This is a genomic window from Pseudomonas migulae, assembly GCF_043225285.1.
In the GTDB taxonomy this organism is placed as follows: domain Bacteria; phylum Pseudomonadota; class Gammaproteobacteria; order Pseudomonadales; family Pseudomonadaceae; genus Aquipseudomonas; species Aquipseudomonas migulae_C.
Map to the genome: position 1 here is coordinate 5,520,555 of NZ_CP171224.1, position 13,596 is coordinate 5,534,150.

15 protein-coding genes are annotated in these 13,596 nt (G+C 58.0%); 8 read left to right on the plus strand and 7 right to left on the minus strand.

What is annotated here, in order from left to right:
* Positions 1-214 precede the first annotated feature (214 nt).
* Both ACF6ZU_RS25470 and ACF6ZU_RS25475 read left to right on the plus strand, forming a co-directional pair.
* Positions 215-574 (plus strand): hypothetical protein, encoded by a 360-nt coding sequence (locus tag ACF6ZU_RS25470; RefSeq protein WP_392888121.1) that lies wholly within the window; start codon positions 215-217, stop codon positions 572-574.
* A 73-nt stretch (positions 575-647) separates the two neighbouring features.
* A complete protein-coding gene (locus ACF6ZU_RS25475; RefSeq protein WP_392888123.1) occupies positions 648-878 on the plus strand; it encodes a hypothetical protein in 231 nt (76 codons plus the stop codon).
* Between the two features lie 11 nt (positions 879-889).
* Here the strand turns inward: ACF6ZU_RS25475 and ACF6ZU_RS25480 are convergent, their stop codons facing one another.
* Positions 890-1,171 carry a hypothetical protein gene (locus ACF6ZU_RS25480; RefSeq protein ID WP_392888125.1) on the minus strand — a complete coding sequence of 94 codons (282 nt, stop codon included), beginning with the start codon at positions 1,169-1,171 and terminating at the stop codon, positions 890-892.
* Positions 1,172-1,304: 133 nt separating this feature from the next.
* Complete coding sequence (locus ACF6ZU_RS25485) at positions 1,305-1,493, minus strand: hypothetical protein (protein ID WP_084323334.1); 189 nt, start codon at positions 1,491-1,493, stop codon at positions 1,305-1,307.
* Positions 1,494-1,771: 278 nt separating this feature from the next.
* On the opposite strand from ACF6ZU_RS25485, the gene galU reads away from it, so the two are divergent.
* Both galU and gorA read left to right on the plus strand, forming a co-directional pair.
* A complete protein-coding gene (galU, locus tag ACF6ZU_RS25490) occupies positions 1,772-2,611 on the plus strand; it encodes a UTP--glucose-1-phosphate uridylyltransferase GalU (protein ID WP_003182953.1) in 840 nt (279 codons plus the stop codon).
* Between the two features lie 130 nt (positions 2,612-2,741).
* Positions 2,742-4,100, plus strand: coding sequence for a glutathione-disulfide reductase (gene gorA / locus ACF6ZU_RS25495; protein ID WP_392888129.1), 1,359 nt, complete (start codon positions 2,742-2,744; stop codon positions 4,098-4,100).
* Positions 4,101-4,179: 79 nt separating this feature from the next.
* Here the strand turns inward: gorA and ACF6ZU_RS25500 are convergent, their stop codons facing one another.
* Positions 4,180-5,184, minus strand: coding sequence for a DNA-binding protein (locus ACF6ZU_RS25500; RefSeq protein ID WP_392888131.1), 1,005 nt, complete (start codon positions 5,182-5,184; stop codon positions 4,180-4,182).
* A gap of 281 nt (positions 5,185-5,465) precedes the next feature.
* On the opposite strand from ACF6ZU_RS25500, the gene ACF6ZU_RS25505 reads away from it, so the two are divergent.
* The 3 genes from ACF6ZU_RS25505 to ahpF all read left to right on the plus strand — a co-directional run bounded on the left by ACF6ZU_RS25505 (position 5,466) and on the right by ahpF (position 8,908).
* Positions 5,466-6,398: a site-specific integrase gene (locus ACF6ZU_RS25505; protein ID WP_392888132.1), complete on the plus strand. Its 933-nt coding sequence runs from the start codon at positions 5,466-5,468 to the stop codon at positions 6,396-6,398.
* Positions 6,399-6,654: 256 nt separating this feature from the next.
* Positions 6,655-7,218 (plus strand): alkyl hydroperoxide reductase subunit C, encoded by a 564-nt coding sequence (gene ahpC / locus ACF6ZU_RS25510; RefSeq protein WP_010460707.1) that lies wholly within the window; start codon positions 6,655-6,657, stop codon positions 7,216-7,218.
* 124 nt (positions 7,219-7,342) lie between these two features.
* Positions 7,343-8,908, plus strand: coding sequence for an alkyl hydroperoxide reductase subunit F (gene ahpF / locus ACF6ZU_RS25515; RefSeq protein ID WP_392888134.1), 1,566 nt, complete (start codon positions 7,343-7,345; stop codon positions 8,906-8,908).
* Between the two features lie 147 nt (positions 8,909-9,055).
* Here ahpF and gloA read toward each other — a convergent pair whose 3' ends face one another.
* Positions 9,056-9,577 (minus strand): lactoylglutathione lyase, encoded by a 522-nt coding sequence (gene gloA, locus ACF6ZU_RS25520; RefSeq protein WP_392888135.1) that lies wholly within the window; start codon positions 9,575-9,577, stop codon positions 9,056-9,058.
* A 144-nt stretch (positions 9,578-9,721) separates the two neighbouring features.
* Between gloA and ACF6ZU_RS25525 the strand changes: the two genes are divergently transcribed.
* Positions 9,722-10,246, plus strand: a complete 525-nt coding sequence (locus tag ACF6ZU_RS25525) for a DUF4946 domain-containing protein (protein WP_392888137.1) — start codon at positions 9,722-9,724, stop codon at positions 10,244-10,246.
* Positions 10,247-10,412: 166 nt separating this feature from the next.
* On the opposite strand, the gene ACF6ZU_RS25530 is transcribed toward ACF6ZU_RS25525, so the two are convergent.
* From ACF6ZU_RS25530 to ACF6ZU_RS25540, 3 genes are all read right to left on the minus strand, one after another.
* Positions 10,413-10,778, minus strand: a complete 366-nt coding sequence (locus ACF6ZU_RS25530) for a histone-like nucleoid-structuring protein, MvaT/MvaU family (RefSeq protein WP_008075430.1) — start codon at positions 10,776-10,778, stop codon at positions 10,413-10,415.
* Between the two features lie 233 nt (positions 10,779-11,011).
* Positions 11,012-12,547 (minus strand): EAL domain-containing protein, encoded by a 1,536-nt coding sequence (locus ACF6ZU_RS25535; protein ID WP_392888139.1) that lies wholly within the window; start codon positions 12,545-12,547, stop codon positions 11,012-11,014.
* A gap of 115 nt (positions 12,548-12,662) precedes the next feature.
* Complete coding sequence (locus ACF6ZU_RS25540; protein ID WP_392888141.1) at positions 12,663-13,535, minus strand: LysR family transcriptional regulator; 873 nt, start codon at positions 13,533-13,535, stop codon at positions 12,663-12,665.
* Positions 13,536-13,596: the final 61 nt, after the last annotated feature.

The window sequence follows — 13,596 nt, forward strand, 5'->3', positions numbered from 1 at the left end:
GGGCTTTTTCTACAAAATCAAAACGATAGCAAGGGCGATTGGCGCGCAGTTTATCAGCCCGGACGGGTTATTATCCGGTCGTCGAGGTTCGCTTTGACAATTAAAAACAGTTATTCGCCGTTCCATGAGCAATACCGCCATGAGCGATAAAAGCAGTGAGCCTCGGAGAAAACCAGCATTTGTGCTGTCCGAGGGTCTTTATCGGAGGTTTAGTATGAAGTGGGGTGCGTGGGTCTTGCCGTTTGCATTAGTCATCAGTGGTTGTGCGAGTGTCTCGGAAATCAACGAGACGCTGCCCACCATGAACGTGATTTCCGGCAAGAAGCCCAATGAATACGCGCAATGCCTGACCGAGAAACTGGCCGGCAGCCGCGGTGCCCTGCAAATCGAACCACAGCCGAAGGAAGGTGTACGGGTGATCGTGCCGCAAAAGTTCTCCTCGGGCCCGGCCGCCGTATTCGATATCGAAGAACGTTCCAGTGGCAGCAGCATCAAGCTGCATGAGCGCATCTCCAACGTGCCATTGCGCCCCATGGATGTGCGCAACGCCGCCACCGCGTGTATCTCCGGCTGATAGACTGGCGACCGTCAGCATCGATGCCGTCAAAGCAAACGCTTTGGCGGCATTGTCATTTCTGGAGTCGAGCATGAAGCGAGAGCAGGTACGGGAGCGGCATAAGGAGGGTCTTATCGCGGCTACCCATGTGATTCAGAACCCGGCGAACTCGGGGGAGTGGATCGTGTTTTTCAAGAAAAGCGCCGGGCGCAGTTACTTCCTGGTGGATGACAACGACGAAGTCGAATCCTTCGCTCGTCTCGACGATCTGATCGAGACCGTGCGCGGTCTCGGGATCAAGTTCGCCGAAATTCACATGTAGGGCAGGGCGCCTTACTTGCAGACCACCACGACGCTGCGGTTCTTGTAGTTGCCGACGTCAACGCCCAGGGTCTTGTCGCTTTCCTTGGTCGAAGGTGTGCCGTCGGTGCCGACGATCCGATAGCCGGTGCCCGCACAGGACGCATCGGCTTTTTCGTAGCAGGACGCCCAGGAATTGGCTTCCCCGGAGCAATCGATGGCCAGGCCTTGCTCGCCGTTGTTCAGGTAGGTGGTTTCGGAGGTGGCGCAGCCGGTCAGGGCCAGCAGTGCAAACAAGGGCAACATTTTATTCATGGGGGTGATCGTCGTCAGGATAAGGGGCTAAGCCTGTGACAGCGCCGGAATCAAAAGGTTATAGCGAAAGGCCACTTCGTTTTCCGGCAATCGAAAAAAAGCCCTGCGCCAGGCAGGGCTTGAGCAAGACAGATCAGCTCTTGTCTTTACCGCGACGTTTCGGGGCCGGATGTTCCAGCTCCAGGACGGACGCCACTTCAATCGCCAGCGCCTCGGTCGGGAACGGCCCGGCAATGTTCTCGCCGCCTACGCTGTCCACCCACCACTGGCCGTCTTTCGCCTGATTGATCAGGAACCCGTTGACACTTTTCGCTACCGACATCTATCTGCCTCGTTGGCTGGTTCAATTGCGCCATGATAGCGCCAAATGCCCCAACGGGGGTTGATGGGCGTATGGTGGTGCGATTGCGTGGTTGGCAATAAGCCAGTGATGCTGCGAATTTCTGCTATCTATAAATGGCGCCAGAACGATCTGCGGAACTATCCGCGAGAATATTTCTCTATGATGGCATCGGTTAGCCAGCGCGGGGCATTGTAAGGTGCACGCCGCCTGATTAGACTGCGCCGAAACTCGTACACACAGCCCTTTCAAGGACTTATATGATCAAGAAATGCTTGTTCCCAGCAGCCGGTTACGGTACTCGCTTCCTGCCAGCGACTAAAGCCATGCCCAAAGAAATGCTGCCGGTGGTAAACAAGCCACTGATCCAGTACGGCGTCGAAGAAGCACTGGACGCCGGGTTGACCGAAATCTCCATCGTCACCGGTCGCGGCAAGCGCGCTTTGGAAGACCACTTCGACATTTCCTACGAGCTGGAAAACCAGATCAAGGGCACCGACAAGGAAAAATACCTGGTCGGCATCCGTAAACTGCTCGACGAGTGCTCGTTCTCCTACACCCGTCAGACCGAAATGAAAGGCCTGGGCCACGCGATCCTGACCGGTCGTCCGCTGATCGGTGACGAACCGTTCGCCGTGGTACTGGCGGATGACCTGTGCGTCAACCTCGAAGGCGACGGCGTCCTGACCCAGATGGTCAAGCTGTACAAGCAGTTCCGCTGCTCGATCGTTGCGATCCAGGAAGTCGACCCGCAGGAAACCAACAAGTACGGCGTGATTGCTGGCGAGATGATCCGTGACGACATCTACCGCGTTCACAGCATGGTTGAAAAGCCAAAGCCTGAAGATGCGCCATCGAACCTGGCCATCATCGGTCGCTACATCCTGACCCCGGACATTTTCGACCTGATCGAACAGACCGAGCCAGGCAAGGGTGGTGAAATCCAGATCACCGACGCCCTGATGAAACAGGCACAAAACGGCTGCGTCATGGCCTACAAGTTCAAAGGCAAGCGTTTCGACTGCGGTGGCGCCGAAGGCTACATCGACGCGACCAACTTCTGCTTCGAGAACTTCTACAAGACTGGCAAGGCTTACTGATAGCGCCTGACTTGTTTGTATTGAAAAGCCACCTTCGGGTGGCTTTTTCATTTTCCGCCCCCAGATAGTGCGCAGCGCTTGCCCAACCAGTGGCGGCGGGTATGCTGGTGGCCTGCCGAGGAGATTGAAAATGGCCTACGATTTTGACCTTTATGTGATTGGCGCCGGTTCCGGCGGTGTGCGGGCTGCGCGATTTGCCGCAGGTTTCGGCGCGAAAGTGGCCGTGGCCGAAAGCCGCTACCTGGGTGGCACCTGCGTGAACGTGGGCTGCGTACCAAAGAAACTGCTGGTCTACGGCGCGCATTTCGCCGAAGACTTCGAGCAATCGTCGGGTTTCGGCTGGACCCTGGGCGAAGCAGAATTCGATTGGGCGACATTGATATCCAACAAGGATCGCGAGATCAATCGCCTGAACGGCATTTATCGCACCCTGCTGATCAATAGCGGTGTGACCCTGCATGAAGGCCACGCGAAAATCGTCGATCCGCATACCGTCGAGATCAATGGCGAGCGCTTCACCGCGAAGAACATCCTGATCGCCACCGGCGGCTGGCCGCAGATTCCGGAGATTCCGGGGCACGAGCATGCCATCAGCTCCAACCAGGCGTTCTTCCTCAAAGAACTGCCAAAACGCGTATTGGTGGTGGGTGGCGGTTACATCGCCGTCGAATTCGCCGGCATCTTCCATGGTTTGGGCGCCGAAACCACCTTGCTGTATCGCGGCGACCTGTTCCTGCGCGGCTTCGATGGTGCAGTGCGCAAGCATTTGCAGGAAGAGCTGAGCAAGCGTGGCATGGACCTGCAATTCAACGCCGACATCGAGCGCATTGAAAAGCTCGCCGATGGCAGCTTAAAGGCGACGCTCAAGGACGGTCGTGAGCTGGAGGCGGATTGTGTGTTCTACGCCACTGGTCGGCGTCCGATGCTGGACAACCTCGGGCTGGAAAACACCGGTGTCACACTCGACAAGAAAGGTTTTGTCGAGGTCGATGAGCAATACCAGACCGCCGAGCCGTCGATCCTGGCCCTTGGCGATGTGATTGGTCGGGTCCAGCTCACGCCGGTCGCTCTGGCCGAAGGCATGGCGGTGGCGCGTCGCCTGTTCAAGCCTGAGCAGTACCGTCCGGTGGATTACAAGATGATCCCGACGGCGGTGTTCAGCTTGCCGAACATCGGCACTGTGGGCCTGACTGAAGAAGAGGCGCGCGAAGCCGGCCACGACGTGGTGATTTTCGAAAGCCGTTTCCGCCCGATGAAGCTGACCCTGACCGACTGTCAGGAACGCACGCTGATGAAGCTCGTGGTGGATGGCAAAACCGACAAGGTGTTGGGTTGCCACATGGTCGGGCCGGATGCCGGCGAAATCGTGCAGGGGCTGGCGATTGCCTTGAAGGCAGGCGCCACCAAGCGCGACTTCGACGACACCATCGGCGTGCACCCGACGGCCGCCGAAGAGTTCGTCACCATGCGTACGCCTGTGGCGGGGTAATCGACTATGCCCGGCGGTAAATCCCTGTAGGAGCGAGCCTGCTCGCGAAAAACTCAAGGACACCGCTGGGCATCAGACTTTACGCGTTATCGTTTACGTCCATCGCGAGCAAGCTCGCTCCTACAGTGCTTGCCTCAAGTTCTGCCTCGGTCTTGGCCAGTCTGGCCTCCAGCGCCTTATTGATCTGCGCCTGCTCCTCGACACTTTGTTTCAGTGACTGGCTTTCCAGCAGCGCTGCGCGCAAGCGTTCCTGGAGGAGGGTGCGCTCACTGTCGATACGGTTGACCTGCTCCAGCAATTGATCCTGCCGTGTGTGCGTCTGTTTGAGCTGTTCCTGCAACAGGCTCAGTTCCCGCAGCGTGCCGCGGTTTTCGGTGAGCAGGCGCTCGTTGTCTCGGTGTAGCTGGGTGACTTCATCCTGGCGCACCAGCGCGCTTTGCTGCGCCTGGCGCAACTCCATCTGAATCTGCTGCACCTGACCTTCGTGGCGTCGCTGTTCCTGTTCGCGCTGTTCTTTGACGGCATCGCGATAGTGTTCAAGCGCGTCCCGGGCGTGCAGGTGCTTTTCTTCCAGCGAGCGGATCTGCTCGTCCTTGTCCTGCAAACGCAGTTCGAAATCCGCGAGCGCCTGGTTCAGCCCGGCGTTGCGGGTTTGCTCGGTCTGCAGCATGGAGACGGTATTTTGCAGGGTGTCGGATTCCTGGGTCAGCGCCAGGGTTTGCAGTTCGTACTGTTGCTGTAATTCGCTGTTGGCTTCTTGCGCGTCGGTCAGCTGGATTTCCAGTGCCTGGCGTTGTTGTTCGAACTGCGCGCGTGCCTGATCGATGGGCTCCTGTGCTTGTTCCTTGAGGCGCTGCGCCAGGCGCGAGACCAGTCCTGCCAATTCGTCATCGATGGGTTCGGGGGAGGGGGCTGCGGGTTCGACGCCGTCATCCAGCTCCTTCAAATACCGGTGAATGGTGGTTTTTGAGCCCGTGTTACCCATTTCGATGCGTACCGCGTCGATGCTCGGGTGTTCACCACGGGCGAGGATTGCCAGGCGCGCCACTTGAACCACTGCTTTGTTTATACCGCCACGAGCCATGTGTTCTCCTACGATTTCGTACTGTGGTATGTACCACTAAAGTACGCAGTGTACCATGCGTGTGGAAATCGAAAAAAGTGTAAGTTATTGATACGGGATATACTGGTATTACCCAGTGTGAGCTCGCCCCGTGAAGAATTTTCAGTGCCTGATCCGTACACCAACCCCCTGTAGGAGCGAGCTCGCTCGCGAAAAACTTCAGGGCGCTTCGTGTATCCAGGCAGCAACCGTCATCGTTAACGTCCATCGCGAGCAGGCTCGCTCCTACAGGAACCATCGCCATGAGTGATCTGGATCGTTATCTCCAAGCCGCCACGCGGGACAACACCCGCCGTAGCTATCGCGCGGCCATCGAGCATTTTGAAGTGAGCTGGGGCGGGTTCCTGCCAGCCACGGCCGACAGCGTCGCGCGCTATCTGGTGGCGTATGCCTCTGAGTTATCGATCAACACCTTGAAGTTGCGCCTGTCGGCGCTCGCCCAGTGGCACAACAGCCAGGGGTTTGCCGATCCCACCAAGGCGCCCGTGGTGCGCAAGGTCTTCAAAGGCATTCGCGCGTTGCACCCGGCCCAGGAAAAACAGGCTGAGCCGCTGCAACTACAGCATCTGGAGCAGGTGGTCAGCTGGCTGGAGCAAGAGTTTCTAACTGCCCAATCCGCTAACGACCGACCGACGCTTCTGCGGGCAAGACGTGACACTGCGCTGATCCTGCTGGGCTTCTGGCGGGGTTTCCGCAGCGATGAGTTATGCCGTGTTGAGATCGAGCATGTGCAGGCCCGCGCCGGCTCTGGCATCAGCCTGTACCTGCCGCGGAGCAAGAGCGATCGCGAAAACCTCGGCAAGACCTATCAGACTCCGGCCTTGCAGCGCCTGTGCCCGGTGCAGGCGTACATCAACTGGATTACTGAAGCGGCACTGGTGCGCGGGCCGGTGTTCCGCGGCATCGACCGCTGGGGGCATCTGAGCGAGGAGGGGTTGCACGCCAATAGCGTGATTCCGTTGTTGCGCCATGCGCTGGAGCGCGCCGGGATATCGGCCGAGCATTACACCAGCCACTCTTTGCGGCGTGGTTTTGCCACCTGGGCGCACCAAAGCGGCTGGGACCTTAAGTCGCTGATGAGCTATGTCGGCTGGAAGGACATGAAGTCGGCCATGCGCTATATCGAGGCTAGTCCGTTCGTCGGTATGACCCGGCTAGTGGCTGACCCCATGTAGGAGCGAGCCTGCTCCGGGCGGCGTTCCGACGAAAAATTCAAGGACGCCGCCGGGCATCTGATTCACGCGTTATCGTTCACGTCCATCGCGGGCAAGCTCACTCCTACAGATTCCGTAGAGATCGTTTCCTTCTATTAATACTGCTGGCTAATAGCGAAAACCCATCAGCAGCATCAAGTTTGCCAATGAGCCATCCGTCGGTCGAGTGGGTAGAGTTCACCCCATCAACTTCTTAACCCCTGACGGAGAGTCAACGATGCCTATCATCAACAGCCAAGTTAAACCTTTCAAAGCTGACGCATTCAAAAACGGCGACTTCGTAAAAGTCTCGGACGCTGACCTGAAAGGCAAGTGGTCCGTAGTTTTCTTCTACCCAGCTGACTTCACCTTCGTTTGCCCAACCGAGCTGGAAGACCTGGCTGACAACTACGACGCATTCCAGAAGCTGGGCGTCGAAATCTACAGCGTTTCCACTGACACCCACTTTGCCCACGCTGCCTGGCACAACACCTCGCCAGCCATCGGCAAAATCCAGTACACCATGATCGGCGACCCGACCCACGCCATCTCCCGCAACTTCGACGTGCTGATCGAAGACGCTGGCCTGGCTGACCGTGGCACCTTCGTGATCAACCCTGAAGGCCAGATCAAAATCGTTGAACTGAACGACGGCGGCGTTGGCCGTGACGCTTCCGAGCTGCTGCGCAAAATCAAGGCCGCTCAGTACGTCGCTGCTCACCCAGGCCAGGTTTGCCCAGCCAAGTGGAAAGAAGGCGAGGCCACTCTGGCTCCGTCCCTGGACCTGGTCGGCAAGATCTAAGTCTGTGACACGCACCTCAGGGCGGAACTCCGCGCCTACTCAGTAAGCTGCACCGCCCTATAAAACGCCCGGGCGAGATTCGCTCGGGCGTTTTTTTTCGACACGAATAAAGGAAATCGCCCGTATGTTGGACGCCAATCTTAAAGCCCAGTTGAAATCGTACCTGGAACGGGTCACCCAGCCGATCGAGATCGTTGCCTCCCTCGACGACGGTGCGAAATCCCAGGAAATGCTCGAACTGCTGAAAGACGTTGCCAGTCTTTCGACACAAATTACCTTGATCGACAACGGTGACGACGCACGCAAGCCATCGTTCTCGATCAACCGCCCGGGTGCCGATATCAGCCTGCGTTTCGCCGGCATCCCCATGGGCCATGAGTTCACTTCACTGGTGCTGGCCCTGCTGCAAGTCGGTGGCCACCCTTCGAAGGCCAGTGTTGAAGTGATCGAACAGATTCGCTCGCTCAAAGGCGAGTTCAGCTTCGAGACGTACTTCTCGCTGTCCTGCCAGAACTGCCCGGACGTGGTCCAGGCGCTGAACCTGATGGCGGTCCTGAACCCGAACATTCGCCACGTCGCTATCGACGGCGCGTTGTTCCAGGCTGAAGTCGATGATCGCAAGATCATGGCCGTGCCCAGCATTTACCTGAATGGCGAAGTCTTCGGCCAGGGCCGTATGGGCCTGGAAGAGATCCTCGCCAAGATCGACACCAGCGGTGCCGAACGCCAGGCCGAGAAGATCAGCGCCAAGGAAGCCTTTGACGTGTTGGTGGTCGGCGGTGGCCCTGCCGGTGCTGCGGCAGCGATCTATGCGGCCCGTAAAGGCATTCGCACCGGTGTGGCGGCTGAGCGTTTTGGTGGGCAGGTGCTCGACACCATGGCCATCGAAAACTTCATCTCCGTGCAGGAAACCGAAGGACCGAAACTGGCCAGTGCGCTCGAAGAACACGTCAAGCAATACGACGTCGACATCATGAATCTGCAACGGGCCACTGCGCTGATTCCGGCGAAGAACCCGGGCGAGTTGCACGAAGTCCGCTTCGAAAGCGGCGCCACCCTGAAAACCAGGGCGCTGATTCTGGCCACTGGTGCGCGCTGGCGTGAAATGGGCGTACCGGGCGAGCAGGAATACAAAGCCAAAGGCGTGTGTTTCTGCCCGCACTGCGACGGCCCGCTGTTCAAGGGCAAGCGAGTAGCGGTGATCGGCGGCGGTAACTCCGGCGTTGAGGCGGCGATCGATCTGGCCGGTATTGTCAGCCACGTTACGCTGCTGGAGTTCGACAGCAAGCTGCGCGCCGATGCGGTGTTGCAGCGCAAGTTGTTCAGCCTGCCTAACGTCGACGTGATCACCAGCGCGCTGACCAGTGAAGTGAAGGGTGACGGTCAGAAGGTCAGCGGCCTGGTCTACAAGGATCGCGATTCAGGTGAGTTCAAGACGATCAGCCTCGAAGGCATCTTCGTGCAGATCGGTTTGCTGCCGAACACCGACTGGCTCAAAGGCACGGTCGAGTTGTCGCCGCGTGGCGAGATCATCGTCGACGCGCGAGGCGAGACTTCATTGCCGGGCGTATTCGCTGCCGGTGACGTGACCACTGTGCCGTACAAGCAGATCGTGATTGCGGTGGGCGAGGGCGCCAAGGCTTCCCTGAGCGCATTCGATCACCTGATCCGGACATCGGCCCCGGCTTAAACGACGGCGCTGAAAACACAAAACCCCATGAGTGATCATGGGGTTTTTTTATGCGCGGCAGATCCCTGTAGGAGCCGGCTTGCTGGCGATGGCGATCTTGCGGGCGCCATCGCCGGCAAGCCGGCTCCTACAGGGGCGTGGTGATGTTTACAGTGGCGCTGGCTGGATGATTTCAACCCAGTAGGCATCCGGGTCCTTGATGAACGCCAGGCTCTTCATGCGGCCGTCGTTCAGGTGCTTCTGGAAGTCGCAGCCCAAGGCTTCGAAACGTTCGCACGCAGCGACGATGTCCGGCACCGAGATGCAGATGTGGCCGAAGCCGCGCGGGTCGGTGTTGCCGTTGTGGTAGGCGAAATCCGCATCGTTTTCGGTGCCGTGGTTGTGGGTCAGCTCGAGAATGCCGGGGATCGACTTCATCCATTCAGTACGGGCTGCAGCATCGGCCGGGATCTGGTTTTTATCGACCAGCGCCAGGAAGTACAGGCTGAACTCGGCTTCCGGAAAATCGCGCTTTTCCACCAGCGAGAAACCGAGGATGCGGGTGTAGAAATCCAGGGATTTGGTGATGTCCTTCACCCGGAGCATCGTGTGGTTGAAGACGAACTTCTGGGTGGCGGTATCGGGTTGGGCGGTCACGCCTGGGAAGGTGTTCAATTCGTGCAGGCTCATGGGCCCTCCGGACAATAAGTGGGGCTGACGATGGCGCCAATGATACGCAAGGGCGCAGTCATCACCAAACCCAAACCATCGGCTATTGCCTGACAGGCGGGCGGGGCTCAGACTTTACGGCTCAATCCATGAGTGTTCATTGCAATGATCCGATCCTGTAAATCGCTGTTCGTTCTGCTGGGGCTGCTATCCGCTATGACCTGTGCCCATGCAGAAGCGCCGCTCGTGACCTGGCCGGACGGCTGGGAAGTCGAAGTGGTTCCGGCGGATGACGCCAAGCCTCAGGTGTCCCGGCAGCGCGCGGTGAAAAACGACCAGGGCGGCACGCCGGTGATGGTCATGGAATTGACCATGACTCCTGTGGACACCGGGCATCAGGTGAATTTGCAAGGCGTATTGCTGGAGATGCGCAAGTCCGTGCAGAAGGACTTCTTTCAGGGTGGCTATCAAAGCGTCTGCAACAAAATACATCCCGCGACCTTGAGCCGGCTATCGGCGCTGGAAACTACCTGCACCATCACCCAGAACGGACGACATGTGCTGTCGCAAACATTGGTCGCGGCGGTAGATGCCGATAAGGCTTATGTACTTTCGTACGCGGGGCAGGCTGATGCTTATAAGGCAAGCCAGGACGAAATTGAGGCGGCTCGTAACAGCTTGAAACTTTAGTTGATGATTCGCAGGGTCGTGCATTCTGCAATCTTTAGATACCCAAAGGGATTAAGCACAAAGTTAATCCGCAAGTAGCGAGTTGATCGATTCAAATCGTTGCATTTAACAGGTATCCATGAAAAAGCCCTGCTTTAGGCAGGGCTTTTTTTATCGCCGCGAGTGCTTAGCCGCGAAGCCAGGAATCAACGGTGGCAGCACCGTATTGTTCCTTCCAGGCTTTAAGACCGCGGTGGTTGCCGCCCTTGGTTTCAATCAGTTCACCGGTGTGCGGGTTCTGGTAAACCTTGACCACGCGAGCGCGGCGGGTTTTAGGCGCGGCAGCCTGTTGCAGACCAGATTTGGCCGGGTTCGGATCGAGAATGGCGATGATGTCGCGCAGGCTCTTGCCGTAGGTTTTCATCAGCCCCTGGAGCTTTTCTTCGAATTCGATTTCTTTCTTGAGCCCGGCATCGTTCTTCAGGGATTCCAGCTGCTTGAGCTGCTCTTGAAGGGCCTTTTCAGCTGCACGAAATTCAGCGAGTCTGGACAATATCTTTACTCCAATAGTGTGTTTGGCTGATACCAACCGCAAACAAAGCTATAAGCCAAGAGCCTTGAAGCGACTCGGTGATAATGGCTCACCTGCCAATCTAGCGCAGGCATGAAAAATTGTAGTAGTTAATTGCCAAAGAGTAAATCCTGACTTTTTCTTCATGTAACAAGAGTGGTCTTTTGAATCAAATCGGTGCACGGTCTCGTTGTCTTGTCGCATAAAGACGCTAGTTAATGGTGACTTAATGCATCAATGAAATCCGCGCCGGTCATGGGACGACCGTACAGATAACCCTGCAAGAAGTTAACGCCATGGGCGGTCAGATAATCACTCTGTTCTTCGGTCTCCACACCTTCGGCAACGATGCCCAGATCAAGCTTCGCCGAGAGCTCGATAATGCTGTCCAGAATGTGCCGGGAAAGCGCATCGGCACCGATCATCGCAACGAAACTCTGGTCGATTTTCAGGAAATCCACATTGAACTGGCGCAAGTAACCCAGGCTTGAGTGGCCGGTGCCAAAGTCGTCGATGGCGATCATCACGCCCAGCGCGTGCAGCTGTTCGAACAACTGCAACGTGATGGCTGTGGGTTCGATCAGTTCACGCTCGGTCAGCTCCAGCACCAGATGGATGGCGCCCGGCGAAAAGGCGTTGAGAAACTCCCGGCAATCCTCGACCAGTTCCAGGTCCTTGCAGTGGCTGGCAGTGATGTTGATACCGACGTGAAACGGTCCGTTGAACGAGGAGGAGACAGGCGCCAGCAACTGCGCGGTCTGCTGCATCAGCGAGCGCGTCATCGGCACGATCAGGCCGGAATGCTCGGCAAACGGGATGAACAGGTCCGGGCGCACCAGGCCTTCCTTTGGATGATTCCAGCGCATCAACACTTCGGCGCCGGACCACTGCTTGTTGGCGCCATGCACCACCGGCTGAAAGTACGGCACGAACTCCGCGGCTTCCAATGCGCGCTGCAGCTCATGACTGGGCGACGACGAACGCTTTTGCAGAACATGCCCGATCAGGCCGGACACCGCGCCAAAGAAAATTAACAGGCTGAACAGCGGCGGGTACTCGCTGCTCATGTAGCGCCAGGTCTCACCCTCAGGAAAGCCGGCCGTCACAGAGAAGGCGTAACGCGAGGAGTCGAGTCGGGTTTGCGCCACCTGCAACGTGGGGAGGGCGTCCTGGTGGAACTGGCCATCGGCGGACAGCCAATTGGGCCCGACTTGCAACATGAGCACCGTGGAGCGGCCGATCATGCGCAGGACGTTGCTCAAGTGATAACCGTCCAGCGTGCTTAGCGCACCCTTTTTGCCTTCGCTGATGCGGTACACCAGCACCGCGGTATCGGGCGTGACCAGATTGCCCTTCATCAGCAGCAACTTGCCGGTGCTGTAGTCGCCCGTATCGATCTTCTCCCGGAAGTCGCCGAACAGGGAGCTGCAGTAATTGATGTCGTCCCACACCAGATTGGTTGAGCGTACAAACGGTCGACGGGTGACTTGTTCGCGCAAGGCCAGATTGACGTCAAGGCAGCTTTGCCCGGCCAGCGGCAGCAACTCGCGCGCAGCCTGGGCGGTGTTGTCGAGCATCAGGTCAAATTGGCGGATGGCTTCTTCGGCGGTCAGGTGGGTGCTTTGCTCAAGCGCGCGTCCAGCCTGAAAGTACAGAATGGCGAACCCCAGCAGTATCGGGAGCAAACCGCTCAAAACGGTCACGGCAATCCGGGTGCTGCGCTTGCGGCGGGTTTTGACGGTCAGTGGCATTCGCGAAACCTGTATCGATGGAAAAGGGCTCTCAAATGCTGGCAGGACAACGTCACGCCTCCCAAAAAGAGCTCGCTCACCGGCCATGATAGTTGGCCTTCAACGCATGTGCCGCTCAACGGTAGTCCAGACGGCAGGCGAGTTTGATAAACGCCAGCGCAGCCGGTGAAGACTGGCGCTGGTCGAGCACCGCCAGGCCTACCTGACGGACGACTGCGGGTGACAGAGGCTTTTTTACGTAGCGCTTGTCAGGGGCCTCAGGCAACGAACCTTCGGCGACCACGGTCAAGGCATCGCCGCGGCCAACGGTGTCCAGCGTGCTCAAGAGTTGCGAGCAGCGGTAGCGAATGTTGGGCGTCAACCGCACGGCGCTGAACAACCGCGACACCAGCTCCGAAGAGCCGGCCTCGGTCAGCACGAACGGGTCGTGGCACAAATCCTCCAGGCTCAGGCTGTCGCGAGCGGCCAGCGGGTGGTCGACGGGCAGCAACGCGACCATCTGGTCTTCGATCAGCGCGAAGGTGTCGAACCGTTCTTGTGGCAACACCACGAAACCGATATCGATGCGGCGCTCCTCAAGCCACTGGATGACCTGGCGATCCGGTCCTTCATCAATATGAACCTCGATGCCCGGGTGAGCGACCCGGAAGTGCTGCAGGATCATCGGCAGCAACTTGATCGAAGAAGTCGGGCCAAACGAACCGATGCGCAATGTGCCGCTTTTCATTCCGCGGGCATCGGCGGCTTCCTGGCGCAAGGTGTTGGCCAGCCCGAGCATCGCCCGGGCCCGCAGCAGCAACTGTTGGCCGATATCGCTGAGCTCGATTCGGGATTGATGCCGATGCAGCAATTCCACGCCCAACTCCTGCTCCAGCGACTTGAGGGCGTGAGACACCGCCGATTGCGAGATCCCAAGGCGGTGGGCCGCCGCGGTGAAGCCGTGAAGTTCGGCGACCAGCGAAAAGATCTCCAGTTGAGTGAGGGTCATGAGTGTTTGCTCATTTTACGATGACTGGGTATTACAAGAATGATACGTCATCTGTTGAGCT

Bases quoted from the DNA above. Each gene is read 5' to 3' on its own strand.
- ACF6ZU_RS25470 (WP_392888121.1), top strand. From the start codon at position 215: ATGAAGTGGGGTGCGTGGGTCTTGCCGTTTGCATTAGTCATCAGTGGT.
- ACF6ZU_RS25475 (WP_392888123.1), top strand. From the start codon at position 648: ATGAAGCGAGAGCAGGTACGGGAGCGGCATAAGGAGGGTCTTATCGCG.
- ACF6ZU_RS25480 (WP_392888125.1), bottom strand. From the start codon at position 1,171: ATGAATAAAATGTTGCCCTTGTTTGCACTGCTGGCCCTGACCGGCTGC.
- ACF6ZU_RS25485 (WP_084323334.1), bottom strand. From the start codon at position 1,493: ATGTCGGTAGCGAAAAGTGTCAACGGGTTCCTGATCAATCAGGCGAAA.
- galU (WP_003182953.1), top strand. From the start codon at position 1,772: ATGATCAAGAAATGCTTGTTCCCAGCAGCCGGTTACGGTACTCGCTTC.
- gorA (WP_392888129.1), top strand. From the start codon at position 2,742: ATGGCCTACGATTTTGACCTTTATGTGATTGGCGCCGGTTCCGGCGGT.
- ACF6ZU_RS25500 (WP_392888131.1), bottom strand. From the start codon at position 5,184: ATGGCTCGTGGCGGTATAAACAAAGCAGTGGTTCAAGTGGCGCGCCTG.
- ACF6ZU_RS25505 (WP_392888132.1), top strand. From the start codon at position 5,466: ATGAGTGATCTGGATCGTTATCTCCAAGCCGCCACGCGGGACAACACC.
- ahpC (WP_010460707.1), top strand. From the start codon at position 6,655: ATGCCTATCATCAACAGCCAAGTTAAACCTTTCAAAGCTGACGCATTC.
- ahpF (WP_392888134.1), top strand. From the start codon at position 7,343: ATGTTGGACGCCAATCTTAAAGCCCAGTTGAAATCGTACCTGGAACGG.
- gloA (WP_392888135.1), bottom strand. From the start codon at position 9,577: ATGAGCCTGCACGAATTGAACACCTTCCCAGGCGTGACCGCCCAACCC.
- ACF6ZU_RS25525 (WP_392888137.1), top strand. From the start codon at position 9,722: ATGATCCGATCCTGTAAATCGCTGTTCGTTCTGCTGGGGCTGCTATCC.
- ACF6ZU_RS25535 (WP_392888139.1), bottom strand. From the start codon at position 12,547: ATGCCACTGACCGTCAAAACCCGCCGCAAGCGCAGCACCCGGATTGCC.
- ACF6ZU_RS25540 (WP_392888141.1), bottom strand. From the start codon at position 13,535: ATGACCCTCACTCAACTGGAGATCTTTTCGCTGGTCGCCGAACTTCAC.